Genomic DNA, 24,101 nt, shown 5'->3' on the forward strand with positions numbered 1-24,101 from the left:
GCCCGTCATCGTCTACAACGACGAGAACCCCCGCGGGAATTGACACCACGCTATGGGACTCGCCCTCGTAAGTGACGCGCGCGTGACAGTTCCGGCAGCGTACGTCGCACTTTTCGATCTCAGCGTCGATTTTCCGAAGGTTGTGGCCGAATCGGACCAACCGCATGACGTCGGAGATCTTCACGACGCCCGGGCGGTGGTCGAACTCGAGCACTCGGATGTCCTGTTCGCCGCAGTCCACACAAGGATGCGAACTCAGATAGCTCCCGATGTGATCTTGCGCCAGTTGGCGAGCAAGCCTGGTCCGCTCCATGATGACGCGAATGTGCTTCTCGCGGTTCTCGGCGAAATAGCGACGCGCATTTGCCCGGTTGCACTCGCGGCAGACGTTCTGAAGACCATCGGGGCGCGGCTCTTCCTGTTGAACGAAGTCAGCGGAAAGAGTCCCTTGCAAAGCGTGCACTGCTTCATGGCCCGAATCTACATTCGACCTCTGACATTGGTGCCCCCGGTGAGACTCGAACTCACGACCAACGGATTAACATGGCTGCACTGGGTTTCCCCAGCCACCGCGGGCGAGCGGCTTGCAGTCCTGGACTATCTCACCACCTTCGGCCGTGCCGGTCAGGTGCGTCGCGTGTAGTCTCTGAGGTTCCCTCTCGGTTACCTGCTGATTGCCCAATCCTCGGGATTGTCACTGCCTCGCGGCGAGTACCCTCGGCTCTCAGGGTGTTCCAGCATATAGCGACGTTCATCCGACGCATTTCTGCGCCGGCGCTCCTATTTTTAGTTGAAGTCCGCAGCTCTACCGACTGAGCTACAGGGGCATGCAAACAGCGTAACCTGCCTCGAGCACTGAAACCGCCCGGCGCCGAAAGAGGCGCCGGGCGGGAATCCCCAGGTGTCAGACTCTGTTGCGTCCGCTGATGGCGCGGACGATCCACACGATGATGGCGAACAGCGCAAGCACGATCCCGACCCAGAGCAGCCAGCTCGCAGCCTGCACGAATCCGCCAGTGAGCAGCAAAATGACGGCCACTATGGCGACGATGATCAGCAAAATGTTCATGCCTTGACGGTGCCCGAACGCCGCTTGCGACAAAACCCCCTTGACACCCCGGAAGGATTCCTGTTGGCAGACGATTTCCACAAGCCCGTCAAACTGCCCGGCCGGGTGTTCGAGGGGTTCCACGGCGGCCAGGACCCGGCCGTCGCGCTGCGCGTCGCCCACGAGACCGCGCACGCCCTGATCTCCCGCGTGCACGCGGACCCCGACCCGGCGGTGATCGACCGGCTCGTCGGCTACACGGACCGGCACGGCATCGACGCGATCGCGGAGCTGTGGTCGCAGGCAGCCGCCCGAACCCTTCCCGGCGCCCTCTGGCGCATCTACCTCGTGCGGGTGCTGATCAGGCAGAACCCCGACGAGACCAGCTACCTCTACCAGCGCGGGGCGGACGCGACCCCCACCATCGACCCCATCGTCGCCGGGGCCCAGGAGCCGACCGGGCCCACTGAGATCGTCGAGCTCGCCGACCAGATCCTGCGCGGCGCGTTCCAGGGTGACTTCGCCGACGCGCTCGATCGCGCCGCGGCCTTCTGCCGCGTCGAGGCCGCGGGCGCCGCCGCGCTGGCCGACTCGGTCGATGCCGTCGACTCCGAGCGAGCCACCGAGCTCACCACCCGCGCCTCGAGGTTCGTGCAGACCGGCGACGAGCTCGGCGCGTGTGCGCGGCTGTGGCGGGCGGAGTCGCTGGACTAACGAACCAGCTGGCCGGTGAGGTAGGCGACGATGACGTTCGCCAGCAGTTCGGTGCCGTGCCGGCGACCATCGGCCTCGAGCGGGTCGCCGAAGAACACACCGGACTCGGTGATCGTGAACCTCGTGCCGCCGTCGACCGGCTCCAGCTCGATCGTGGCGATCGAGACGGACGAGCGGGTCTCGCCCTCGTACATCTCGTAGGCGTAGACGATGCGCTCGTTCTCGACGATGTCGTAGTAGTGCGCACGGAAGACGTGCGCGGGGCCGTCGGGAGCGCCGACCGAGTTGAACTCGTCACCGCCGACGCGGAAGTCGAAGCTGCGCGGAGCCTTCTCGACGAAGCCGTCCGGCCCGGTGAACCAGGCGCGCTTCTCGGCGTCGTCGGCGAAGCACGCGAAGACGCGCTCAGGTGATGCGAGAACGGTGCGTTCGACAGTGAACGAGCCGTGGGTGGTGGTCATTTCGGATCCTTCCGGGAAGGCATTTCTGGGTGGTCGATGAGGTGCCGGGTGAGACGGTCGAGACGGCTCTCCCACTCGCGGCGGCGCGCGTCGATCCACGACTGCACCGCGCCGAATGCCTCGACGTCAACGGCGCAGGTGCGCACGCGGCCCTGCTTCGCCGTCGTGACGAGGCCACTCGCCTCAAGCACGCGCAGGTGCTGCAGGACGGCCGCCATGGTCATCGCGAGCGGTGCCGCGAGTTCGCTGACGGATGCCGGACCGCGCGCCAGCCGCTCGACCATCGCGCGCCTGCTGGGGTCGGCAAGGGCTTGGAAGGCCCGGTCGAGCGTGTCGGAATGGTTAAGCATGTGCTTAAGTATTGGCACGTGCGCGCGGATGTCAAGGGGGCCGGGTGCACTACGCGCCGCGCGCATTTCGCGGGTCCGCGCGTATCGGATCGACTCACGCGTACGCGCAACCACGCGTCCTGCGCGTCGCTCCTACCGCGGCGCATCGGTAACCCGGGTACGGGCTCGGCGCTACGCGGCGGGCGCGGTGTAGCGGATGCCCCAGGTGGCGGACCACGTCTCGTGCGGGGCGAGTCGCTTCAGGCCGAGACCGGAGTTGAAGGCATCCGTCGGGGCAGTCATGGGCTCGAGAGCGAGAGCGACCGCGCCCTCGGGAAGAGTCGCGAACGAGCGGTGCGTGTAGACCTGCAGGAAGCGGAAGGCGTCGTTGCCCCACAGCGTGACCGACGAGCCGTCGGGCGCCGTGAGCACGGCGAGGTCGCCCGGCCCGGCATCCGCATAGCCCTCGTTGAGGTCGAGGTCGCCGACGCGCCGCGGCGCCCGCAGATCGAACTCCGTTCCGTCGACTGGCTTCTGCGTGACGGGGATCAGCTTCTCGTCGAGCTCGAAGTGCGACGACGCGTGCACCGTGAGCTGCAGCTCGCGCGTGTCGACCTCGCCGAGGCGGAAGTACGGGTGCGCGCCGACCGCGACGGGCGCGTCGCTCTCACCGCCGTTCGCGAAGCTGTGGGTGACGGCGAGGCCGTCGTCGGTCAGCTCGTACCGCACGGTCGTGTCGACGAGGAACGGGTAGCCGTTCTGGGGGAAGATCGTGGCCGCCAGCTCGACGAAGTCGGCGCCCTTGTCGGCGAGCTGATAGGCGGTGAATCGCAGCAGACCGTGACTCGCGTTGCCGAGTGCGGGCTCGGTGAGCGGCAGCTGCAAGGTCTGCTCTGTCCCGTCCGCAGCCGTCCAGGTCCACTTGCCGTCACGCACGCGATTCGGCCAGGGCGACAGCACGATGCCCGACGCGGACTGCGGCGACGAGGTCACCGGGAACGGTTCGACGAGGTCGACGCCCCCGATCTGGAACTCGCGGATGCCCGCCGCCAGCTCGGTGATGACCGCCCTGGCCGTGCCGGCCGCGGTCGTGCGGACGATTTCGTACTGCTCTCCGGTGGGTGCTCGCACGTTCGCCAGCCTATGGCCGAGAGGCGGCCCGCTGCCAAGCCCTCCACGCACTCGCGACCATCTCGTCGAGCGTGTTCGTCATCGCCCAGTCGAGGTCGCGGGCGGCCAGCGTGCCGTCGGCGACGGTGCGCGCCGGGTCGCCTGGCCGCCTCGGCGCGATCTCGGGTTCGAAGGGGATGCCCGTGCCGGCCGCCATCGCGTCCATGATCTGCTTCACGGACGACCCGGAGCCGCTGCCGAGGTTGTACACCGGCTCGAGCGGCTCGCCTGCCAGCATCCGCCGGGCTGCGGCCACGTGGGCCTGCGCGACGTCCGCGACGTGCACGTAGTCGCGCACGCACGTGCCGTCGGGCGTCGGGTAGTCGTTGCCGAAGATCTTCGGCGTGCGCCCCTCGTCCAGCGCGCGGAAGACCAGCGGGAACAGGTTGTGCGGGCTCGTGTCGCGCAGCTCGGGACTGCCGGAGCCCACGACGTTGAAATAGCGCAGCGAGGTGTGCACGAGACCCGTGGCGCGCCCCTGGTCGGCGAGCAGCCACTCGCCGATCAGCTTCGTCTCGCCGTAGGGCGACTCGGGCGTCGTTGCCGTCGACTCGGTGACGAGCTCGACGGTCGGCGTGCCGTAGACGCCCGCCGACGACGAGAACACGATGCGCGCGACGCCGGCGCGCTGCATGGCGGCGAGCAGCGCGGCCGTGCCCGTCACGTTCTGCTCGTAGGTGTGCAGCGGCAGCTTCACCGACTCGCCCGCGTACTTGTAGCCCGCGAGGTGCACGACGCCGTCGATCGGATGCCCGGCGAAGATCGCATCGAGCGCCGCGCCGTCGAGGATCGACGCCTCGACGAAGGGCACCTCGACCGGCACGAAGTCGCGGTGGCCGCTCGAGAGGTCGTCGATCACGACGACGTCCAATCCGTCTGCGCGCAGTGCGCGGACGACGTGCGAGCCGATGTAGCCGGCGCCACCTGTCACGAGCCAAGCCATGGGGGTTCCTTCCGGGACGGGTGCTTTCAGGCTATCGGCCGGGCAGCACCGCGACGCCGTACGCGTCGAGCGCCACGGGCTCGCCCCCGACCACGACCGAGCGCTGCTCGGCCGTGTGGTTGATGACGAAGCGGGTGCCGCCGCGCACGACGGTCTCGACGCCGTACTCCGCACCGGGGAAGGCCGCCTCGATGCCGGCATCCGCCAGCAGTCGTTCGGCCAGCGCGTCGAACAGCGCCGCATCGGGCTGCGTCGCGACGTACCAGGCCGCGCCTCCGCCGGCGGAGGCGCGGCGCGTCACGGCCGCACCGCCCGCGGCATGCCCGTCGGCGAAAGACGCGATGACGTCGGCGTCCGCCACCGTCAGATGCTCCTGCCAGATGGCCCCGTGCCCCTCGAGCTCGCCGCGGATCGTGGTCGGCACGCCGGCCTGCAGGGGCGCGAACTCCTCGACCGAGACGCCGAGGGCGCGCTGCAGCTCGCCACCCGCGCCGCCGAGATAGCCGCCGAGATGCACGTGCAGATTGCGGTCGAGGATGCCCGACTGGAAGCCGACGACGAGGGTGCCGCCGCGTTCGGGAACGGCGGCGAGCACGGCGAGCTCGTCGCGATCTGCCACGTGCAGCAGCGGCGCGAGCACCAGGCGGTAGGCGTCGAGCGGGGCACCCGGGCGTGCGAAGTCGATTGCGACGCCGCGGCGCAGCAGGGCGGCGTACCACTCGAGCACACCGGCGAGGTAGTCGACGCGCGTCGGCGTCGCGTCCTGGCCGAGAGCCCACCACGACTCCCAGTCCCACACGATGGCCGCGGATGCCGGGACCGCGGCCCCGAGCACCCCGGCCTCCGGCGCGCTCAGCTCGGCGAGCTCACGGCCGAGGGCCTGGATCTCGCGGTGCACGCGCGTGTGCTCGCCGCCGTGCGGCACCATCGCGGCGTGGAACTTCTCGGCGCCGGAGGCGGACTGCCGCCATTGGAAGTGCAGGATGCCGTCGGCGCCGCGGGCCACGGATTGGAAGCTCGTCGCGCGGTGCTGGCCCGGCGCCTTCGCCGCGTTGCGGTCGCGCCAGTTCACGGCGCTCGGCGACTGTTCCATGAGCAGCCACGGCTTGCCGCCGCCGAGCGAGCGCATGAGGTCGCGCGTGGCCGCCGCGTGGATGTGCGACAGCGGGTCGGCGGGGTCGGGGTACTCGTCGTCGCTGATGATGTCCATCTCGGGCGCCCAGTCCCAGTAGTCGAGATCGGCGAAGAAGCCCATGAAGTTCGTCGTCACCGGGATGCCGGGGCTCAGCTCGGCGAGCACGGCGCGCTCGGCGCGGTGCAGCTCGAGCAGGGCCCACGACGAGAACCGCTTCCAGTCGATGAGCTGCGTCGGGTTGCGGAACGTCGGCGCGTAGCGGGGTGCGTCGACCTCGTCGAAGGAGTCGTAGCGCTGCGACCAGAAGCCGGTGCCCCATGCCCGGTTGAGCTCGTCGATCGTGCCGTAGCGGCGCGCGAGCCAGGCGCGGAAGGCGGCGACGGATTCCTCGTCGTAGGACGCCGAGACGTGGCATCCGTATTCGTTGTTGGTGTGCCACGCCTCGAGCGCGGGGTGCGCGCCGTAGCGCGTCGCCAGCTCGCGGACGAGGCGGAGCGCATGCTCGCGGTACACGCGCGAGCTGGGGCTGTACTGCTGCCGCGAGCCGAAGCCGAAGCGGATGCCCCGCTCGTCGACCGGCAGGGTCTCGGGGTGCAGCCGCGCAAGCCACGCGGGCGGCGAGGCCGTGGCGGTCGCGAGGATGACCCGGATGCCGCCCGCGTGCAGCTTCTCGAGCACGGTGTCGAGCCACTCGAAGTCGAACTCCCCCGGCCTCGGCTCGAGCCGCGCCCACGAGAACACCCCCACCGTCGCGGTGGTGACCGTGGCGGCTCGCATGAGACGCACGTCGTCGTCCCACACGGAAGGATCCCACTGGTCGGGGTTGTAGTCGCCGCCGAAGCGGAAGCCGGGGAAGATCGACGCCATTCTCAGCCTGCCTTTACCGTGAATCCCTGCTGCTTGCCGTAGCTGACGTTCGCGTCCTGCCACGTCTGCAGCGCCTTGTTGATATCGGTCTTGTTCGCGATCGCCTTGCCGACGCTGTCGGCGAAGATGTCGTTCGCGTGCGCCTGCCACGGCAGGTACGACCAGCCGGCGACGTCGTTCTTCGCGCCGGGGACGATCGTCTGGTAGATCTTCTGACCGCCGAAGTAGTCGTTGGTCTGGTCGATGAACGACGGGTCGTTGAGGTCGGCGACCGTCGACGGGAAGCCCCCGTCCTTGATGAACACCTTGATGCTCTCGGGGTCGGAATTGAGCCAGCGCAGGAACGCAGCGGCGAGGTCCTGGTTCTTCGAGAGCTTCGGGATCACCTCGGTCGAGCCGCCGTTCTCGGCGTTGGCCGGGGTGCCGTCCCAGGTGGGCAGCGCGGCTACGGCCCAGTGGCCCTTGCCCTCGGGAGCGCTCGCGGCGAGCACGCCCGGCATCCAGCCGCCGGCGAGCAGCGTCGCGATCGTGCCGTTGCCGAGATCCTTGTACCACTCGTCGGACCAGCCGGCGATCGTCCCCAGCGAGCCGTCGGCGATCAGCGTGTTGTACAGCTGGGCGTACTTCTTGCTGCCCTCGTCCTGCAGGTCGATGGTCACCTTGGTGCCGTCGACTTTGAAGGGATGCCCGCCGGCCTGCCACATGAGGCTGGTGGCGACACCGGCGTCGCCCGCATCATCGATGAACCACTTGCTCGGGTCGGCCTGGTGGAGCTTCTTCGCGTCGGCGATGTACTCGTCCCAGGTCTTCGGCACGCTGATGCCGTACTGGTCGAAGACGGTCTTGTTGTAGAACAGCGCCATCGGCGCGCTGTCCTGAGGAAGGCCCCAGATGCCGCCGTTCTGCGACACCGCCGCCCAGGTGGCGTCCGTGTACTTCGACTTGAGGTCGCCGAATCCGTACTTGGTGAGGTCGACGAGGTCCCCCTGCAGCTGGAAGAGCGGCAACGATTGATACTCGACCTGGGTGACGTCGGGGACGCCCTTGCCGGCCGAGATCGCGTTCTGCACCTTCGTGTTGGAGGTTCCGGCGCCCTGCGTGTTGACGAGGTTCACCTTCACATTCGGATAGGCCTTCTCGAAGGCGGCGACCTGGTCCTTGGCCTGGGGCGTCCACGTCCAGTAGCTGATCTCGCCGCCCTTCTTGAGCGCCGCATCGAGCTTCGATGCGCTCGAACCGGAGGATGAGGTGCTGCCGGTGTCGTCCCCGCCGCCCGAGCAGGCGACGAGGGTGCCGCCGACGACGGCGGCGATGGCTCCGAGCGTGATCGCCCGGAGCACGGTGCGTGTGTTCATGTGCTGTGGTTCCTTTCCACTACATCGGGGATGAGGAGGTGGTGCTGAGGGCGGCGCAGTGCCGGGAGGTCACTGCTTGACGCTTCCCGCGCTGAGCCCCGACTGCCAGTAGCGCTGCAGCAGCAGGAACGCGGCGACAATCGGGATGACGGCGAGCAGCGACCCCGTCGTCACCAGCGAGAAGACGGGCTTCGCTCCGACGCCGACGGTCTCGGCGTTCCATTGCTGAAGGCCGAGGGTGAGCGGGTAGAGCTTGGGGTCGTTGAGCATGATCAGAGGCAGGAAGTAGTTGTTCCAGGTGGCGACGATCGCGAACAGGGCGACCGTCACGATCCCGGGAGCGAGCAGGCGCAGGGAGATGGTGCGGAACGTGCGCAGCTCGCCCGAGCCGTCGACCCGCGCCGCCTCCATCAGCTCGGTCGGGATCGCGTCGCTCGCGAACACCCACATCAGGTAGAGCCCGAACGGCGAGATCGCCGACGGTAGGATCACGGCCCACATGGTGTTCGTGAGCCCGACCTTGCTGAAGAGCAGGAAGGTGGGGACCGCGAGCGCCGTGCCGGGCACCGCGATCGCCCCGAGGATGATCGCGAACACCGCCTTCTTGCCGGGGAAGTCGTATTTCGCGAGGCCGTAGCCGCCGAGCGTCGCGAGAACCGTCGCTGCGCCTGCGCCCACGACGACGTAGATCAGGGTGTTGATGAGCCAGCGCCCGTACACGCCGCCCTCATAGGTGAAGACGTCGGCGACGTTCGCGAAGAGGTTGAAGTGACCGAACGCGAACCCGAAGGTGTTGACGAGATCGGAGTTGCTCTTCGTCGCGCTGATGACGAGCCATGCGAGCGGCACGAGCGTGTAGACGAGCAGCAGCGCCATGACGATCGTGAGGACGACAGACCTGCGGGGCCGGTGCGGAGCCTGGGGCATCCGGCGCGTCAATTCGGTCATCATGCGTCCTTTCGTGAGCCGCGCAGCTGCACGACGTAGGCGATGACGGCGGTGAAGACGCCCATGATGATCGCGACGGTCGCGGCGTAGTTCACCTGGTTGCCCGAGAAGCTGAGCGTGTAGGCGTAGAGGTTCGGGGTGAAGTTCGTCGGGATGATGCCGAGCGCGGTCGTGCGCAGGATGTTCGGCTCATTGAAGAGCTGGAAGCTGCCGATGATCGAGAAGATCGTCGCAATGACGATCGAGCCGCGCAGCGCGGGCAGCTTGACCGAGAAGATCGTGCGGAACGCCCCCGCGCCATCGATGGCGGCCGCCTCGTACAGTTCGCGCGGCACAGTGCTCAGCGCGGCGTAGAAGATCAGCATGTTGTAGCCGAGGAACTCCCAGGTGACGATGTTGCCGATCGCCGGGAGCACCCACTGCGTCGAGATGGGGTCGATCGTGAATCCGAGCAGATGACCGAGCGCCCCGGTCAGGCCGGCGCGCGGGTTGTACATGAAGCCCCACATCAGCACGGCGACCACGCCGGGCACCGCATACGGCAGGAAGAGCACGATGCGGAAGAACGACTTGCCGTGCAGCCGACCGCTGTCGATCGCGAGTGCACAGATCAGCGCGAGCGCCAGCATGATCGGCACCTGCACGACGAGGAACAGCGAGACCCGCAGCACCCCCGACCAGAAGTCGGCGTCTGTGAACGCCTGCAGGTAGTTGGCGAAGCCCACGAAGTGGTTCCCGCCGATGAGCTGGTTGCGGTACAGGCTCAGGTAGATCGAGTACCCCACGGGCACGACGACGAGCAGGACGAATCCGATGAAGAACGGCAGCACGAAGCCCCAGCCTGCGGCCGAGATGCGCCGCTTCAGCGGGCTGTGCTTCGTACGCGGCGCCGCTCGCTCGGCACGTGGCCGAGGGGGCGCGACAGAGATCTGGGACGTCATTGTCTCTCTTCGGGTCAGCGGATGTTTGCGCAAACTGTTTGCGTAAACATTCCGGCTCGTGCAGGCTAGCATCGACCTGGCCGATCGTGTCAAGCAACGATTTGGTCGCATTGCAGCCGTACGAGGAGCGCCATGACGAGCACCCTGGGAGGACGGCCCGCGCGCGCGGCATCCATGCTCGATGTCGCCCGGCTGGCGGGCGTGTCCCAGCAGACGGTGAGCCGCGTCTCGAACGGCTCGGACGCCGTGAAGCCCGACACGAGGGAGCGCGTGCTCGCCGCCATGGAAGAGCTCGGCTACCGGCCGAACAGCGCCGCGCGCGCACTCAAGTCGGGCCGATTCCTCACCCTCGGGGTGCTCATGCACAACCTCAAGGCGTTCGGCTCGAGCCGCATGCTCGAATCCATTGACTTCGCGGCGGCCCAGCGCGGCTACTCGATCGAGCTGATCTCGATCAAAGACCCCTCGACCACCGAGATCACCCGCGCGCTCAGCAGGCTCGACCACGAGGCGGTCGACGGCATCGTCATGCGCCTCGACGCCGAGCACGTGCGCGAGCAGGCGATCGACTTCCCCACGCGCATCCCGACCGTGATCATCGAGAGCGCCTCGTATTCCGACCGCGTCTCGGCCGACGCCGACCAGCGCCAGGGTGCGCGACTCGCCGTCGAGCATCTGCTGGGGCTCGGCCACCCGACCGTGTGGCATGTGGCAGGGCCCGCCGACTATGCCAGCGCCGCGGCGCGTGAGGATGCCTGGCGCGCGGCCCTCGTCGAGGCGGGGCGCCCCGTGCCCGAGGTCGTGCGCGGCGATTGGTCGCCCGACTCCGGCTATCTGGCGGGGAAACGGCTGCTCGCGGCATCCGAGGCCACCGCCGTGTTCTGCGCCAACGACCAGATGGCGCTCGGCCTGCTGCGCGCGTTCCACGAGGCGGGCCGCGCCGTGCCCGCCGAGGTGAGCGTCGTCGGGTTCGACGACACGCCTGAGGCCGAGTACTTCTGGCCGCCGCTGACGACCGTGCACCAGGACTTCGAGAGCGTCGGCGCGAACGCCGTCGCCCTGCTGCTGGAGCAGATCGAGGCGGGGCCGGTTCCCCCGGGCGTGCGACTCACGCCCAACCACCTGATCGTCAGAAAGTCGACGGATGCCTGGCATGGCTGAAACCCCTGCAACTCCCCCGACCGCCGCCGCCCCCGGGCGGATCACGAAGCGGGCCCACACACTCGCCGACGGCCGCGAGCTCATCTACTTCGACGACGCCGACACCACGCTGCCGCCTGATCGCGCGCCCGACGCGCGCGTGCTTGACGAGCGCCCGCCGACCGCCACCATGCGCCAGGACGTGCTCACCGGCGACTGGATCTCGATCGCCGCGGCCCGCCAGAACCGCGTCGTCATGCCGCCCGCCGCGCTCGACCCCCTGGCTCCGCAGACGCCTGAGAACCCGTCCGAGATCCCCGCGAACTACGACGTCGCCGTGTTCGAGAACCGGTCGCCGTCGTTCGGGCCCGCGCTGCCCCTCGTCGGCTCGGCCGAGGCAGACCCCGCCCGCCTCGACGGGGTCGGGTTGAACCGCGAGGCGCCGTCGTACGGCCGCTGCGAGGTCGTGTGCTTCAGCCCGGAGCACGAGGGCGCGTTCGGATCGATCCACCGTTCCCGGGCGCGCACGGTGATCGAGGCGTGGGCCGATCGCACGGCCGCGCTGTCGGCGCTGCCCGGCGTGCGGCAGGTGTTCCCGTTCGAGAACCGCGGTGCGGCGATCGGGGTCACCCTGCAGCACCCGCACGGCCAGATCTACTCCTACCCCTACATCACGCCGCGCACGCAGCGCCTCATCGCCTCGATCGACGAGTACGGCCCCGGGCTGTTCGCCGACCTGCTCGCCGCCGAGCAGGCGGGCCCCCGCGTGGTGCTCGCGGGCGAGCACTGGACAGCCTTCGTGCCCTTCGCCGCCCGCTGGCCCATCGAAGTGCACCTGCTGCCGAACGAGCACGTGGCCGACTTCGCCGAAACGAGCAGCGCGCAGCGCGATGAACTGGCCGTGCTGTACTTGAGACTGCTGCGGGGCGTCGACGCGCTCTACGGCGACCCGACCCCGTACATCGCCGCGTGGCACCAGGCCCCCGTCGACACGCATCGTGACAGCATCCGCCTCAACCTGCAGCTGACCAGCCCGCGCCGCGGCCCCGACAAGCTCAAGTTCCTGGCCGGAAGCGAGGCCGCGATGGGCGCGTGGATCGGGGACATCCCACCCGAGACCCAGGCCGAGCGCCTGCGCGCCGCGATCGCGCAGGCAGATGAGGAGAACCCCGTATGAGCGAGCTCGTCGACGAGACGCGCACCGGATTCGAGCGGCGCTACTCATATGCGCCTTCCGGAATATGGTCGGCTCCGGGCCGCGTCAACCTGATCGGCGAGCACACCGACTACAACGAGGGCTTCGTGCTGCCGTTCGCGATCGACCGGCGCACCTTCGCCGCGCTCGCGCTGCGCGACGACGACATCGTGCGGGTCTCGAGCGCAGCGAGCGACGACGTGGTCGAGGTGAGGCTGGCGGATGTCACAGCAGGCGCGTCGTCGCTGGCCGCTGTCCCGGCCGACGGCCGCTGGGCGGGCTACCCGCTCGGGGTCGCCTGGGCGTTCGGGCAGCTCGGCGCTGATCTCGCGGGCCTGCCGGGCTTCGACGTGCACTTCGACTCCGATGTGCCGATCGGCGCCGGCCTGTCGTCGTCTGCGGCGATCGAGGGCGCGCTTGCGGTCGCGCTGAACGAGGTGTGGCGCCTCGGCTTCGACGGTGCTCGGCTCGTCGATGTGTGCCATCGGGCCGAGAACGACTTCGTCGGCGCCCCGACGGGCATCCTCGATCAGTCCGCCTCGCTCCTGTCGCAGGAGGGCGCAGCGCTCTTCCTCGACTGCCGCGACGGGTCGTCCGAGCCCGTGGACCTGCGGCTCGAGGAATCCGAGCTCGCCATCCTCGTGATCGATACGAAGGTGACCCACGACCACGCCTCGGGCGACTACGCCGCCCGGCGCGCCTCGTGCGAGGCCGCGGCCCGTGAGCTCGGCGTCAGGGCACTGCGCGACGTCACCTGGCCACAGCTGCTCGAGGCACGCGATCGGCTCGACGGCGTGACCTATCGCCGTGCGCGGCACATCGTCACCGAGAACCAGCGGGTGCTCGACACGGTCGCGGCCCTGCGCGCCGACGGGCCGGATGCGATCGGCGACCTCATGTTCGCCTCGCACCGCTCGATGCGCGACGACTTCGAGATCTCGACGCCCGAACTCGACCTCGCCGTCGAGATCGCGCTGAACTACGGCGCCATCGGCGCACGCATGACGGGCGGCGGCTTCGGCGGCTCGGTGATCGCGCTCACGCCGGTCGCCGCGATCACGCACGTGCAGGTCGCGATCGACGGGGCCTTCGCCGAGCACGGCTACACGGGGCCCGAGATGTTCCTCGTGTGGCCGTCGCAGGGCGCCCGCCGCGACCGCTAGCGCGGGCCCTCGCGCCGCGTGCGCCACCAGCTTCCGCGTTCCGCTCCTCGGATCCGGGTGGCGCACGGCGGAAGCTGGTGGCGCTGCTCAAATCCTCTTCGCGCTGCTCGGATCCGCGCAGCGCCGAGCGGATCCGAGCAGCGTCGAGCACGCACCCCGGCGAGGAACCCCTGATAGGAAGAGGTCATGGCTGAGACGCGTGTGACCCTGCCCATCGGAACTCCGAACGAGAGCGCGGCGGCGTATGTCGCGCCCGGGGTCGCGCTGATCGGCGCGGTCACCCTCGCCGAAGGCTCGAGCGTGTGGTTCAACGCGGTGCTGCGCGCCGACAACGAGCCGATCACCCTCGGCGCCGGCTCGAACCTGCAAGACCTGGTCGCCTGCCACGTCGATGCGGGCAAGCCCCTCACGATCGGCGCCGGCGTCTCGGTCGGACACAGCGCGGTGCTGCACGGCTGCACCATCGAAGACGACGTGCTCATCGGCATGCACGCCACCGTCATGAACGGAGCCGTGATCGGAACCGGCTCGCTCGTCGCGGCGGGCGCGCTGGTGACCGAGAGCACGGTCGTGCCCCCGCGGTCGCTGGTCGCAGGGGTTCCGGCGAAGGTGCGCAGGGAGTTGACGGATGCCGAAGTGGCAGGAATCCGCGTCAATGCGCAGCACTACGCCGAGCGGGCGCGGCTCTACGCGGGCACAGCCCTCTGAGGCCTCACGAGCGCTCCTCCGTGACGAGATAGACGACGGCCGTCTCCGGCGGAAGATACGGCGCGTGCAGGCCGGCTGACGCGATCAACCCGCCGCTCAGCACGACGCCCTCTCCCCCGTTCCACCAGGCAGGCGGTTGCGCGATGCGCGGCAGCGACTCTGCGAACACGGGCCGCACCCGGTACCGCCGCTGCGGGTCGAGGCCGGGAAGCCGCACGCGCCCCGGGGTGACGAGACCGCTCATGGCCAGCGAGACGTAGGCGTAGATCGCCTGCGACTTGTCTGGGGCGACGACGCCGTTCACGAGGAGCGTCGGGTCGGTGTGATCCAGGCGCACCACGTCGCCGCCGTGCAGCAGGGCGCGGTGCTCCGTGTAGAACGCGATCCACTCGCGCAGCTGCGCGCGCTCCTCCGCCGTCGCCTGGCGCAGGTCCCACTCGATTCCGAAATGGCCGAAGACGGCGGTCGCGGCCCGGAACGACAGCGAGCTCTGCCGCCCCGTGGTGTGGTTCACGCCCGCGGCGACGTGCGAGCCGAGCAGCTCGGGCGGCAGCAGCTGGGTCGTCCAGCGCAGCATCTGCTGGCGGTCGAGCGGGTCGATGTTGTCGGAGACCCAGATGCGGTCGGTGTGCTCGAGCGCGGCGAGGTCGGCGCGGGCGCCGCCCGACGAGCAGGACTCGATCTCGAGCCCGGGGAAGCGCTGCTTGAGCTCGGCGACCAGGCGGTAGAACGCGAGAGTCTGCTCATGCACGGCCGGGCGCCCGCCGGGTTGTGTGCCGGCGTCGACGAGATCGCGGTTGTGGTCCCACTTGAGGTAGGAGATGTCGTTCTCGTCGAGCAGCGTGACCAGCGCGTCACGGATGTGGTCGTACGCCTCGGGAATCGCGAGGTTCAGCACCTGCTGATGCCGCGCCTCGATCGGCAGCCGGCCGCCGGTCGCCATGATCCACTCGGGGTGGGCGCGCGCGAGCTCGGAATCGGGGTTCACCATCTCGGGCTCGACCCACAGCCCGAAGCGCATGCCGAGCTCGGTGACCCTGTCGATCAGGGGCGTCAGCCCGTTCGGCCAGGCATCCACCGACACCGTCCAATCGCCGAGGCCCGACGTGTCGTCGCGACGCGACCCGAACCAGCCGTCGTCCAGCACGAACCGCTCGACGCCGAGCTCTGCCGCGAGCTCGGCGAGCTCGAGCAGCGCGGGCAGGTCGTGGTCGAAGTACACCGCCTCCCACGTGTTGAGCGTCACGGGGCGCGGCGACGAGGGATGCTGCGGCCGAGCGCGCATCAGACGGTGGAAGCGCCGCGCCACCTCGTCGAGCCCGTCGCCGTACGCGCCGTAGAGCCAGGGCGACGTGTACGCCTGCCCCGGCGCGAGCCGCACCTCGCCCGGCAGCAGCAGCTCCCCGCCGCCCAGCACCGTCTCGCCTTCGTTCACGCGCTCGAGGTAGTGCACGTGGTTACCCGACCAGGCCGTATGGATGCCCCAGACCTCGCCCGAGGCGAAGCCGAAGCCGGGCGCCCCAGCGTGCAGGACTCCTGCGGCACCCCAGCCGGTGCGCCCCTGACGGCCCTCGCGGCGGTGCGTTCCGACCGTGATGGGCTGCCGTTGCGGCACCTTCTCTTTGCCCCAGCGGCCGGCGAAGTCGAGCGTCTCGCCCACGTGCTGGGGCACAGGCAGCGCCAGATTGAGCGCATCGAGCTGGAAGTCGTCGTCGCCCGTGTTCGTCACCGTCGCGCGGGTGCGCAGCACACCGCTCGGGTCCAGCTCGATGACGAGCTCGAGGCCGAGGGATGCCTGCTCATCGCTCGCCCGCACCGCGAGTCGCGCCGCCTCGACGGCGTCGACCTCGGGGCCGTGCAGCTCCACGCCGTCGGCCTCGATGCCGGTCACGGTGAACTTCGGCGACCAGGCCCGGCCGGAGCGCGACCCCACGAGACCCGGCGTGCCGAGCCACCCCGTCCACGGCTCGGGCAGGATCGCGAGGTACGACGGCACATCGGGCGAACTCGGCCGTGTCGGCGACACGCCTGCTTCGGCGAGCGCGGAGAGGTCAGCCGTGCCGAGCGCGCCGGGGTCGGCTCCCCAGTGCAGCACCGACGGCAGCCGACCGCCCGTGATGTCGAGAACGAGAGCGACGCCGGCGGCGCGCAGCACTGCGCGTGCCTCGGGGTACTCGGTCATTGATCTCCTGTCGGGGCTCGAACGAGAGTCGCGGCCGGCTACTGCGCCGGCGGCACGACCTCGACCTCGGTGCCGCCCGTGATGCGCACGAGCTCGTCATAGCTGAGCGGGAAGACGGTGTGCGCGTGCCCCGCGGCAGCCCACAGCACGTCGTAGTCGCGCAGCGCCGTGTCGATGTAGGTGCGCACGGGGGCCGGGTGGCCGACCGGTGCCACGCCGCCGATCGTCTGGCCCGTGGCATCCTTCACGAGATCCTTCGACGCGCGCTCGATCGCGCCGCCCAACCGCTCACCCAGCCAGTCGGTGTCGACGCGATGCGCGCCGCTCGTCATCACGAGGATCGGCGCACCGTCGAGCGCGAACACGAGGGAATTGGCGATCGCGCCCACCGTGGTGCCGATCGCCTCGGCCGCCGCCGCCGCGGTCGGGGTGCCGACCTCGAACCAGGTGATCTCAGGGTTCAGGCCGTGCTCGGCAAGCGCTGCGCGCACACGATCGACGGCGGGATGCTCGGTGTTCACCACACTCGTGACGCTACCGGCTCACGCGGCGCCCGTCGCGCCGGGATCACCGCGCGTCAGTACTCGAGGCCGGGGTAGAGCGGGAAGGCATCCGTCAGCTTCTGCACGCGAGCGCGCAGCGCGAACGGGTCGTAGTCGGGGCGCAGCGCCTTCGCGATGATGTCGGCCACCTCGGCGAACTCGGCGTCGCCGAAGCCGCGCGTCGCGAGCGCGGGCGTGCCGATGCGGATGCCCGAGGTGACCATCGGCGGGCGGGGGTCGAACGGCACCGAGTTCTTGTTGACGGTGATGCCGACCTCGTGCAGGCGGTTCTCGGCGTCCTGGCCGGAGAGCTCGCTCTCGCGCAGGTCGGCGAGCACGAGGTGCACGTCGGTGCCGCCGGTGAGGACATTGACGCCCGACGCGCGCGACTCGTCGGAGGTCAGCGCCTCGGCGAGCAGCTTCGCGCCCGATATGGTGCGCGCCTGGCGCTCCTTGAACTCGTCGGTCGCGGCGAGCTTGAAGGCGGTGGCCTTCGCGGCGATGACGTGCATGAGCGGGCCGCCCTGCTGGCCGGGGAAGACGTTCGAGTTGAGCGCCTTCGCGAGCGCCGTGTCGCGGCTGAGGATGAAGCCGCTTCGCGGTCCGCCGATCGTCTTGTGCACGGTCGACGAGACGACGTCGGCGTAGGGCACGGGGCTCGGGTGCAGCCCCGCGGCGACGAGTCCGGCGAAGTGCGCCATGTCGACCCAGAGCTTGGCACCGACCTCGTCGGCGATGTCGCGGAAGGCGGCGAAGTCGAGCTGGCGCGGGTAGGCCGACCAGCCGGCGATGATGACCGCCGGGCGGTGCTCGCGGGCCTTGTCGCGCACGACGTTCATGTCGACGAGGAACGTCTCGGGGTCGACGCCGTAGCTGACCGCGTTGTAGAGCTTGCCCGAGAAGTTGAGCTTCATGCCGTGGGTCAGGTGGCCGCCGTGCGCGAGCTCGAGGCCGAGGATCGTGTCGCCGGGCGTCGCGATCGCTGAGAGCACGGCGGCGTTGGCGGAGGCGCCCGAGTGGGGCTGCACGTTCGCGTACTCGGCGCCGAAGAGCTCCTTCGCGCGGGCGATCGCGAGCTGCTCGGCGATGTCGACGAACTCGCAGCCGCCGTAGTAACGGCGCCCCGGGTAGCCCTCCGCGTACTTGTTGGTGAGCACCGACCCGGCGGACTCGAGCACCGCGCGGGGCACGAAGTTCTCGCTCGCGATCATCTCAAGGTAGTCGCGCTGACGGCCCAGCTCGAGCCGCAGCACCTCGGCGATCTCGGGATCGACCTCGGAGAGAGGGGCGTTGAAGTTGTCGACCATGACCGGCGCCTTTCTGACGGAACGGATGACGTATCAGGGATCCGTGTCGGCCCAGGCGTACGGCCGAATCAGTCTGGAAGATCTGAGTCGCTCCCCGGTGGTAGCCCACCTCAACGCCAGTCGCGACGCGTTCAGGGTATCAGTCAGAAGCCCGCGACCTCGTGCGGCTCGTAGGGCTCCTCGAGGAGGTCGAGCTGATCGTCGCTGAGCTCCACGTCGAGTGATGCCACGGCGTCGGTGATGTGGTTCGGCTTCGTGACGCCGACGATCGGCGCGGTGACCGCGCTCTGGTGGTGCAGCCACGCCAGTGCCACCTGAGCCCGGGGAATCCCCAGCTCGTCTGCGACGCGCGCCACGCGCTCGACGATCACGCGGTCGCTGTCGCGGTAGAGGGTCTTGCCGAACTCGTCCTTCTCTTTGCGGTTGCTGGTCTCGTCCCAGTCGCGGGTGAGCCGGCCGCGGGCGAGCGGCGACCACGGGATGACCGCGATGCCCGTCTCTTCGCAGAAGGGCAGCATCTCGCGCTCCTCCTCGCGATAGATGAGGTTGTAGTGGTTCTGCATCGAGACGAACGGGGTCCACCCGTTCAGCTCTGCGACGAACTGCGCCTGCGCGAACTGCCACGCCCACATCGAGCTCGCGCCGATGTAGCGCGCTTTGCCGGCCTTCACGACGTCGTGCAGCGCCTCCATGGTCTCTTCGATCGGCACGCTCGGGTCCCAGCGGTGGATCTGGTACAGGTCGACGTAGTCGGTGCCGAGGCGGCGCAGCGAGTTGTCGATCTCCATCATGATCGCCGCGCGAGAGAGGCCGGCGCCGTTCGGGCCGGGGCGCATGCGGCCGTGCACCTTGGTCGCGAGCACGACCTGGTCGCGCGTGGTGAAGTCGCGGATCGCGCGGCCGACGATCTCTTCGCTCGTGCCGCCCGAGTAGACGTTCGCGGTGTCGAGGAACGTGATGCCCGCCTCGAGCGCCTGCTTGATGAGCGGGCGCGACGCCTCTTCGCCGAGGGCCCACTGGTGGCCGCCCGCCGCGGGCTCGCCGAAGCTCATGCACCCGAGGGTGATCGCGCTGACCTCAAGACCTGTGCTGCCGAGCTTCACGTACTCCATAGCGCCACCCTAGGCCGAGCGGAATAGATGTCGGTGGCGCGCGACAGAGTGGACCCGCCGAAACGAGGGGGCTCAAGTGATAGATCGAATTGTCTTGGTGACGTTGATGGCAATTGGCGCGATGTTGGCCCTGCGCGCAGCTGGGAAGCGAGATACGCCGGTGCGCCGAAGGATCGGATTCGCGATTCTCGCAGTGGTTCTCTCATCGGGGGCGGAGATCTTCTTGATATCCGAGTTCGGGACGCTGCCAGAAGTATTGGCGTGGCTGCAGTTCGGCGTCGGGATGATCTGGATCTCGTCGCTCTTCTTGCTGGTCCTGTGGCCCTTTGCGCCTCTGCCCCAGTACACCGCCGATGATGCACTGCCGCAGATTCTCGGCCGAGCCGTGCGGACGTTAGGCGCTCGAGCGCTCGAATGGACAAGGACTTCCGCTCGCGCCATCGTGAGCACCTCCACCCTGCCGCGGCCAATCCCCATGCTCGGCAAGCGGTCGTGGAGAAGGTCAGCCTCTCTGCTTGCGTCAGTGCTCGGCGGCTTCCTAGCCGTCGTCAGCTTCGAGGCGCATCTGCTTCAAAGCGGGCTTCCCGGGGATGAAGGTCTTGGGCTCGATCGATCCACGGAATGGTCCGTATTCAATGAGGAATCCGCTGTCCTGTTCCTAAGCATGGCGCTCAGCGTCACCGTCGCCGTCTTCTTGATGTGGATCGCCACCACACTGATTTCGGGAAGGGCACTAGTTGGCGAGCTGCTGCGCCTGGGCTCTGAACTCGTCGGGAGCGGATCGGTCATCGGGCTCCTGGTCGGACTGCTCCTGCTCTTCGTCTCCGAGCTGCCGGACCGTGTGAGCGTCCCCGCAGAGATAGTCGGCGGTGGCACGCCCAGCGTTCTTCCCCTCCACGGTTTTCCGTCCGTGATCGATTGGACCTCGACTCTGCTTTCGCTGTCCGCCGCCGGTGGCGTCGCAGGCCTGGCAGTCGCCAATCTCGCGATTTTGAAAGTCATCTTGACCAGCACTCAACGTCCGCTTCTCGGGCTTGCGCTCGGCCCCATCGCCTTCGCCGCCGCACTGTGGGCGACCACTCGCGCCGCCTCCCCCCGCGCGACCTACGAGAATCTCGTCGCAGGGCTCACCGCAGGACTCCCCAGAGGCTCCCAGCCGCTTTCGGAGTTGATCCATCAGAACTGGCGATACGCCTTCGAAACTTCATCGCAAGACGCCTCGTCGCTCCCAGGCGGGGCAACCTTCGTCATCCTTATCGCGATGATCGCCGCTGGATATCTCTGGAGCATTTTGTGGGCAGCGCTTAGGGCGTCAAGTCGCAAGGGGCCAGCCGCACTCGCTGCAGAGCCAACGCGAGAGCCGGCAACGCCGCGCCCGATAACCTGAGGCGCATGAGCTCCGCGCCCACGCACTGGGTCCTCACCCTCGTCTGCGTCGACCAGCCCGGCATCGTGCACGCCGTCAGCGGAGCGATCGTCGCCGCCCACGGCAACATCACCGAGAGCCAGCAGTTCGCCTCGGCCGACACGGGTCGCTTCTTCATGCGGCTGCAGGTCGAGGCATCCGCTGCGCGCGAGGAGTTCGAGGCCGCGCTCGCACCGGTGGTCGCACGCTTCGGCCTCGAGTGGCGCCTCGATGTGGTCGGGCGGCCCACGAAGACGCTGATCCTCGCGTCGAAGGCGAGCCACGTGGTCGGCGACCTGCTCTACCGCACGCGCTCGGGGCACCTCTCGCTCGACGTTCCGCTCGTGCTCGCGAACCACCCCGACCTCGCCGAGCTCGTCGGCTTCTATGGCGTGCCGTTCGAGAGCATGCCTGTGACGGATGCCGCGAGCAAGGCCGCCTTCGAGCAGCGCGTGCTCGACGAGGTCGAGAAGCACGGCGTCGAGCTGGTGGTGCTGGCTCGGTACATGCAGATCCTCTCCCCTGAGCTGTGCGAGGCGCTGAGCGGGCGGGCGATCAACATCCACCACTCGTTCCTGCCGGGGTTCAAGGGAGCGAACCCGTACCGGCAGGCGCACGCCCGCGGGGTGAAGCTCATCGGTGCGACCGCTCACTTCGTGACGAGCGACCTCGACGAGGGCCCGATCATCGAGCAGAACGTCGTGCGCGTCGACCACACCGCGACCCCGGCACAGCTGATGGCGACCGGCCAGGACGAGGAGTCGCGCACGCTGCGGCAGGCGGTCAAGTGGTTCAGCGAGCACCGCGTGCTGCTCGACGGCGCGCGCACGATCATCTTCCGCTGAGCCGCCGACCGGAACTGTTCCCTCATGCAAGCGAACCGGATGCTTCGGCATCCGCTTCGCCCAGATTTCCGTGACCTACGCCCGGATACCCTTTAACAGTGACCGCACGACCCGCCGCCGACAGCCCGCAGCAACCCCAGATCGGCATCGTCGATGCGCTGCGCTTCCTGTGCGAGGTGTTCGCGATCGTGACCCTCGGCATCTGGGGCTTCACACAGTTCCCGTTCTGGCTGAACCTGGTGGTCGGCATCGGCGCGCCCGTGCTCGCGATCGTGCTGTGGGGGCTGTTCCGCGCACCGAAGGCGGTGCTCGCGGTCGACCCGTTCGTGAAGGCCATCGTCGAGATCGTGGTGATGGGCACGGCGGCCTTCGCCTGGGCCGACATGCACCAGTGGATCATCTTCGGCGTCTTCACCATCGTGGCCCTCGCCACCGGATTGATCGCGGGCCGACGCGAGTTCTGAGCTGCTTCGCTAGCCTCAGAGCATGACAGTGCTCGTCGTCCACTCGGCCCGCAAGATCGACGCAACCGGCGAGCTCGACGAGTTCTGGTTCGCCGCAGAGAACGGCACGATCACCGCGACGGGCACGGGCGACGGCTGGCACGCGCACGCCGATGCCGAGGCATCCGTCTTCGATGCGCATGGCCAGCATCTGGTTCCCGGATTCCTCGATCTGCACGGCCACGGAGCGGGCGGCTTCGCGTTCGACGACGGCGCCTACGCGATCGCGAAGGCGCTCGACGTGCACCGCGCCCACGGCACCACCCGATCGATCATCAGCCTGGTCGCGAACCCGCTCGACGAGCTGTGCACGTCACTCTCGGCGATCGCCGACCTCGCCGTCGAAGACGAGCTGATCCTCGGCGCGCACCTCGAGGGCCCGTTCCTCGCCGCCGAGCGCAAGGGCGCGCACAACCCCGACTTCCTGATCGACCCGTCCCCCGCCGCTGTCGAGCGGCTGATCGCCGCCGCGCGCGGCACACTGCGGCAGATCACGCTCGCCGTCGAGCGTGAGAACGCACTCGAGGCCATCGACGTGTTCGTCGAGGCCGGCGTGCAGGTCGCCGTCGGGCACACCGAGGCGGGCTTCGACCTGACGCGCGCGGCGTTCGACCGCGGTGCCCGCCTGCTGACGCACGCGTTCAACGCCATGCCCGGAATCGGCCACCGCGCCCCCGGCCCGGTCGTCGCGGCGCTCGAGGACCCGCGGGTGACGGTCGAGCTGATCCTCGACGGCGTGCACGTCGCCCCCTCTGTCGCCAAGCTGGCCTTCGCGGCCGCGCCCGGGCGCATCGCGCTCATCACCGACGCGATGGCCGCCACCGGGTCGCCCGACGGCGCCTACAAGATCGGCTCACTCGACGTCGCGGTGGTCGACGGGGTGGCGAAGCTGCGCGAGCCGGATGGATCGCTCGGCTCGATCGCCGGGTCGACGCTGACGCTCGACGTCGCACTGCGGAACGCCATCGAGCTCGTCGGGCTCTCGCCGATCGACGCGGTCGCGGCGCTCACCACCGTGCCGGCGCGGGCGCTCGGCCTCGAGCACCGCTTCGGCCTGCTCGCGCCCGGCTTCGCCGCCGACGCCGTGCTGCTCGATCACGCCTGGTCGGTGCGCGGCGTGTGGGCCGCGGGTGCGAAGCTGGCGTGACACCGTGCCGCTGACCGTCGGCGTCGTCGGCGCGGGTGCGATGGGCCGCGAGCATGCACGGCAGCTGCGCACGCTCGGTGTGCGCACGGTGATCTGGAGCAGAAGCGGGGCGGATGCCGCGGCCGTGCAGCTCGGCGCCGAGCCGGCCGCCTCGTTCGAGGCGCTGCTCGCCGCCGCCGACGTCGTCGACATCACGACGCCAACGACCACGCACCTTGCCCTCGGCCTCGCGGCGATCGCGGCCGGCAAGCAGGTGATCTGCGAGAAGCCCCTCGGGCGCACGGCGGCCGAGGCGCAGCAGCTGGTCGACGCTGCGTCTGCCGCCGGTCTGCACCTGCTGCCCGCCCACGTCGTGCGCTGGTTCCCGGCGTACGCGCAGGCGAAGGCCGCGGTGAGTGCCGGTGAGCTCGGCGAGCTTCAGCGCCTGCGGTTCTACCGCGGCGGCGCACACCCGACATCGCCGTGGTTCGCCGACCGGGCGCAGTCGGGTGGCGTCGTGATGGACCTGATGATCCATGACCTCGACCAGGCGCGGTGGCTCGCGGGCGAGGTCGTGCGCGTCGAGGCGACCCGCGACGCGGGGACGCGCGAAGATGGCGCTGCGGCGGGGCATCCGTTCGAGTCGGCATCGGTCACGCTCACGCACGCGAGCGGCGCCATCACGCGCGCCGACGGGGTGTGGGGCCCGCCGAGCCTGGTGTTCGCGACCGAGTTCGCGCTCGTCGGTAGCCGCGGGTCGCGCGAGCACTCGACCCGCAGCAGCTTGCCCGGCGCCCACGAGGCCGACAGTCCGTACCGCGCGCAGCTGCGCGACTTCCTCGCCGCGATCGAGACGGGTGCGCCGGTGCGCGTGACGGCCGCCGATGCCGTGGCGGCGGTGCGGCTCGCGGACGCCGCGCTCGAGTCGATCGAGACCGGCCGGCCGGTCGAGCTCGGCTAGC

The 24,101-nt window shown here is 69.3% G+C and carries 24 protein-coding genes and 1 riboswitch; of the genes, 11 read left to right on the forward strand and 13 right to left on the reverse strand.

The genetic code is table 11. The features are described 5' to 3' along the window. Positions 1-52: 52 nt before the first annotated feature. Complete coding sequence (locus tag ABD716_RS09420) at positions 53-643, forward strand: hypothetical protein (protein ID WP_344776185.1); 591 nt, start codon at positions 53-55, stop codon at positions 641-643. Between the two features lie 261 nt (positions 644-904). Here the strand turns inward: ABD716_RS09420 and ABD716_RS09425 are convergent, their stop codons facing one another. Further along, complete coding sequence (locus tag ABD716_RS09425; protein WP_344776187.1) at positions 905-1,069, reverse strand: hypothetical protein; 165 nt, start codon at positions 1,067-1,069, stop codon at positions 905-907. 63 nt (positions 1,070-1,132) lie between these two features. Between ABD716_RS09425 and ABD716_RS09430 the strand changes: the two genes are divergently transcribed. Beyond that, the gene (locus ABD716_RS09430; RefSeq protein ID WP_344776189.1) at positions 1,133-1,762 is read left to right on the forward strand and encodes a DNA-directed RNA polymerase subunit beta; all 630 of its coding nucleotides are present in this window, start codon (positions 1,133-1,135) and stop codon (positions 1,760-1,762) included. Here ABD716_RS09430 and ABD716_RS09435 read toward each other — a convergent pair. From ABD716_RS09435 to ABD716_RS09470, 8 genes are all read right to left on the reverse strand, one after another. Next, positions 1,759-2,223, reverse strand: a complete 465-nt coding sequence (locus tag ABD716_RS09435; protein ID WP_344776191.1) for an SRPBCC family protein — start codon at positions 2,221-2,223, stop codon at positions 1,759-1,761. The genes ABD716_RS09430 and ABD716_RS09435 overlap by 4 nt on opposite strands. Then, positions 2,220-2,573 carry an ArsR/SmtB family transcription factor gene (locus ABD716_RS09440; RefSeq protein ID WP_344776193.1) on the reverse strand — a complete coding sequence of 118 codons (354 nt, stop codon included), beginning with the start codon at positions 2,571-2,573 and terminating at the stop codon, positions 2,220-2,222. The genes ABD716_RS09435 and ABD716_RS09440 overlap by 4 nt, the downstream gene beginning before the upstream one ends. A gap of 171 nt (positions 2,574-2,744) precedes the next feature. Further along, positions 2,745-3,683 (reverse strand): aldose 1-epimerase family protein, encoded by a 939-nt coding sequence (locus ABD716_RS09445; RefSeq protein WP_344776195.1) that lies wholly within the window; start codon positions 3,681-3,683, stop codon positions 2,745-2,747. A 10-nt stretch (positions 3,684-3,693) separates the two neighbouring features. Continuing rightward, positions 3,694-4,665, reverse strand: a complete 972-nt coding sequence (galE, locus tag ABD716_RS09450) for a UDP-glucose 4-epimerase GalE (protein ID WP_344776197.1) — start codon at positions 4,663-4,665, stop codon at positions 3,694-3,696. Positions 4,666-4,696: 31 nt separating this feature from the next. Beyond that, positions 4,697-6,667 (reverse strand): beta-galactosidase, encoded by a 1,971-nt coding sequence (locus ABD716_RS09455; RefSeq protein WP_344776199.1) that lies wholly within the window; start codon positions 6,665-6,667, stop codon positions 4,697-4,699. A 2-nt stretch (positions 6,668-6,669) separates the two neighbouring features. Then, positions 6,670-8,022, reverse strand: coding sequence for an ABC transporter substrate-binding protein (locus tag ABD716_RS09460; protein WP_344776201.1), 1,353 nt, complete (start codon positions 8,020-8,022; stop codon positions 6,670-6,672). Between the two features lie 69 nt (positions 8,023-8,091). After that, positions 8,092-8,970 (reverse strand): carbohydrate ABC transporter permease, encoded by an 879-nt coding sequence (locus ABD716_RS09465; RefSeq protein ID WP_344776203.1) that lies wholly within the window; start codon positions 8,968-8,970, stop codon positions 8,092-8,094. Then, positions 8,970-9,911, reverse strand: a complete 942-nt coding sequence (locus ABD716_RS09470; protein ID WP_344776205.1) for a carbohydrate ABC transporter permease — start codon at positions 9,909-9,911, stop codon at positions 8,970-8,972. The genes ABD716_RS09465 and ABD716_RS09470 overlap by 1 nt, the downstream gene beginning before the upstream one ends. A gap of 132 nt (positions 9,912-10,043) precedes the next feature. On the opposite strand from ABD716_RS09470, the gene ABD716_RS09475 reads away from it, so the two are divergent. From ABD716_RS09475 to ABD716_RS09490, 4 genes are all read left to right on the forward strand, one after another. After that, positions 10,044-11,072 carry a LacI family DNA-binding transcriptional regulator gene (locus ABD716_RS09475; RefSeq protein ID WP_344776207.1) on the forward strand — a complete coding sequence of 343 codons (1,029 nt, stop codon included), beginning with the start codon at positions 10,044-10,046 and terminating at the stop codon, positions 11,070-11,072. Next, the gene (gene galT / locus ABD716_RS09480) at positions 11,065-12,228 is read left to right on the forward strand and encodes a galactose-1-phosphate uridylyltransferase (protein ID WP_344776209.1); all 1,164 of its coding nucleotides are present in this window, start codon (positions 11,065-11,067) and stop codon (positions 12,226-12,228) included. Before ABD716_RS09475 ends, galT begins: the two co-directional genes overlap by 8 nt. Then, complete coding sequence (gene galK, locus ABD716_RS09485; protein ID WP_344776211.1) at positions 12,225-13,409, forward strand: galactokinase; 1,185 nt, start codon at positions 12,225-12,227, stop codon at positions 13,407-13,409. Before galT ends, galK begins: the two co-directional genes overlap by 4 nt. 186 nt (positions 13,410-13,595) lie before the next feature. Next, positions 13,596-14,117 carry a gamma carbonic anhydrase family protein gene (locus tag ABD716_RS09490; RefSeq protein ID WP_344776214.1) on the forward strand — a complete coding sequence of 174 codons (522 nt, stop codon included), beginning with the start codon at positions 13,596-13,598 and terminating at the stop codon, positions 14,115-14,117. 4 nt (positions 14,118-14,121) lie between these two features. Here ABD716_RS09490 and ABD716_RS09495 read toward each other — a convergent pair whose 3' ends face one another. The 4 genes from ABD716_RS09495 to ABD716_RS09510 form a co-directional block, all read right to left on the reverse strand. Next, positions 14,122-16,299: an alpha-galactosidase gene (locus tag ABD716_RS09495; RefSeq protein ID WP_344776216.1), complete on the reverse strand. Its 2,178-nt coding sequence runs from the start codon at positions 16,297-16,299 to the stop codon at positions 14,122-14,124. A gap of 38 nt (positions 16,300-16,337) precedes the next feature. Next, the gene (locus tag ABD716_RS09500; protein WP_425553427.1) at positions 16,338-16,823 is read right to left on the reverse strand and encodes a YbaK/EbsC family protein; all 486 of its coding nucleotides are present in this window, start codon (positions 16,821-16,823) and stop codon (positions 16,338-16,340) included. 53 nt (positions 16,824-16,876) lie between these two features. Further along, on the reverse strand, positions 16,877-18,148 hold the full coding sequence (gene glyA, locus ABD716_RS09505; RefSeq protein WP_344776218.1) for a serine hydroxymethyltransferase: 1,272 nt from the start codon (positions 18,146-18,148) through the stop codon (positions 16,877-16,879). 42 nt (positions 18,149-18,190) lie between these two features. Continuing rightward, positions 18,191-18,282, reverse strand: a riboswitch (ZMP/ZTP riboswitch). A 9-nt stretch (positions 18,283-18,291) separates the two neighbouring features. Continuing rightward, a complete protein-coding gene (locus ABD716_RS09510; RefSeq protein ID WP_344776220.1) occupies positions 18,292-19,260 on the reverse strand; it encodes an aldo/keto reductase in 969 nt (322 codons plus the stop codon). Positions 19,261-19,357: 97 nt separating this feature from the next. Here ABD716_RS09510 and ABD716_RS09515 point away from each other — a divergent pair, with 97 nt between their 5' ends. The 5 genes from ABD716_RS09515 (at position 19,358) to ABD716_RS09535 (ending at position 24,100) form a co-directional block, all read left to right on the forward strand. Further along, positions 19,358-20,647 (forward strand): hypothetical protein, encoded by a 1,290-nt coding sequence (locus ABD716_RS09515; protein ID WP_344776222.1) that lies wholly within the window; start codon positions 19,358-19,360, stop codon positions 20,645-20,647. Positions 20,648-20,652: 5 nt separating this feature from the next. Beyond that, complete coding sequence (gene purU / locus ABD716_RS09520; RefSeq protein ID WP_344776224.1) at positions 20,653-21,510, forward strand: formyltetrahydrofolate deformylase; 858 nt, start codon at positions 20,653-20,655, stop codon at positions 21,508-21,510. Positions 21,511-21,608: 98 nt separating this feature from the next. Further along, positions 21,609-21,974: a YrdB family protein gene (locus ABD716_RS09525; protein ID WP_344776226.1), complete on the forward strand. Its 366-nt coding sequence runs from the start codon at positions 21,609-21,611 to the stop codon at positions 21,972-21,974. A 22-nt stretch (positions 21,975-21,996) separates the two neighbouring features. Then, a complete protein-coding gene (gene nagA, locus ABD716_RS09530; protein ID WP_344776228.1) occupies positions 21,997-23,160 on the forward strand; it encodes an N-acetylglucosamine-6-phosphate deacetylase in 1,164 nt (387 codons plus the stop codon). 4 nt (positions 23,161-23,164) lie between these two features. Next, the gene (locus ABD716_RS09535) at positions 23,165-24,100 is read left to right on the forward strand and encodes a Gfo/Idh/MocA family protein (protein ID WP_344776230.1); all 936 of its coding nucleotides are present in this window, start codon (positions 23,165-23,167) and stop codon (positions 24,098-24,100) included. The last annotated feature ends 1 nt before the right edge of the window (position 24,101 follow it).

This window comes from Gryllotalpicola kribbensis (genome assembly GCF_039538245.1).
GTDB lineage: Bacteria > Actinomycetota > Actinomycetes > Actinomycetales > Microbacteriaceae > Gryllotalpicola > Gryllotalpicola kribbensis.

What these genes read in the sequence shown, in the direction of transcription:
- ABD716_RS09420 (WP_344776185.1), top strand. Translation starts at nt 53, where the DNA reads ATGGGACTCGCCCTCGTAAGTGACGCGCGCGTGACAGTTCCGGCAGCG.
- ABD716_RS09425 (WP_344776187.1), bottom strand. Translation starts at nt 1,069, where the DNA reads ATGAACATTTTGCTGATCATCGTCGCCATAGTGGCCGTCATTTTGCTG.
- ABD716_RS09435 (WP_344776191.1), bottom strand. Translation starts at nt 2,223, where the DNA reads ATGACCACCACCCACGGCTCGTTCACTGTCGAACGCACCGTTCTCGCA.
- ABD716_RS09440 (WP_344776193.1), bottom strand. Translation starts at nt 2,573, where the DNA reads ATGCTTAACCATTCCGACACGCTCGACCGGGCCTTCCAAGCCCTTGCC.
- galE (WP_344776197.1), bottom strand. Translation starts at nt 4,665, where the DNA reads ATGGCTTGGCTCGTGACAGGTGGCGCCGGCTACATCGGCTCGCACGTC.
- ABD716_RS09455 (WP_344776199.1), bottom strand. Translation starts at nt 6,667, where the DNA reads ATGGCGTCGATCTTCCCCGGCTTCCGCTTCGGCGGCGACTACAACCCC.
- ABD716_RS09460 (WP_344776201.1), bottom strand. Translation starts at nt 8,022, where the DNA reads ATGAACACACGCACCGTGCTCCGGGCGATCACGCTCGGAGCCATCGCC.
- ABD716_RS09465 (WP_344776203.1), bottom strand. Translation starts at nt 8,970, where the DNA reads ATGACCGAATTGACGCGCCGGATGCCCCAGGCTCCGCACCGGCCCCGC.
- ABD716_RS09470 (WP_344776205.1), bottom strand. Translation starts at nt 9,911, where the DNA reads ATGACGTCCCAGATCTCTGTCGCGCCCCCTCGGCCACGTGCCGAGCGA.
- ABD716_RS09475 (WP_344776207.1), top strand. Translation starts at nt 10,044, where the DNA reads ATGACGAGCACCCTGGGAGGACGGCCCGCGCGCGCGGCATCCATGCTC.
- galT (WP_344776209.1), top strand. Translation starts at nt 11,065, where the DNA reads ATGGCTGAAACCCCTGCAACTCCCCCGACCGCCGCCGCCCCCGGGCGG.
- galK (WP_344776211.1), top strand. Translation starts at nt 12,225, where the DNA reads ATGAGCGAGCTCGTCGACGAGACGCGCACCGGATTCGAGCGGCGCTAC.
- ABD716_RS09490 (WP_344776214.1), top strand. Translation starts at nt 13,596, where the DNA reads ATGGCTGAGACGCGTGTGACCCTGCCCATCGGAACTCCGAACGAGAGC.
- ABD716_RS09495 (WP_344776216.1), bottom strand. Translation starts at nt 16,299, where the DNA reads ATGACCGAGTACCCCGAGGCACGCGCAGTGCTGCGCGCCGCCGGCGTC.
- glyA (WP_344776218.1), bottom strand. Translation starts at nt 18,148, where the DNA reads ATGGTCGACAACTTCAACGCCCCTCTCTCCGAGGTCGATCCCGAGATC.
- ABD716_RS09510 (WP_344776220.1), bottom strand. Translation starts at nt 19,260, where the DNA reads ATGGAGTACGTGAAGCTCGGCAGCACAGGTCTTGAGGTCAGCGCGATC.
- purU (WP_344776224.1), top strand. Translation starts at nt 20,653, where the DNA reads ATGAGCTCCGCGCCCACGCACTGGGTCCTCACCCTCGTCTGCGTCGAC.
- nagA (WP_344776228.1), top strand. Translation starts at nt 21,997, where the DNA reads ATGACAGTGCTCGTCGTCCACTCGGCCCGCAAGATCGACGCAACCGGC.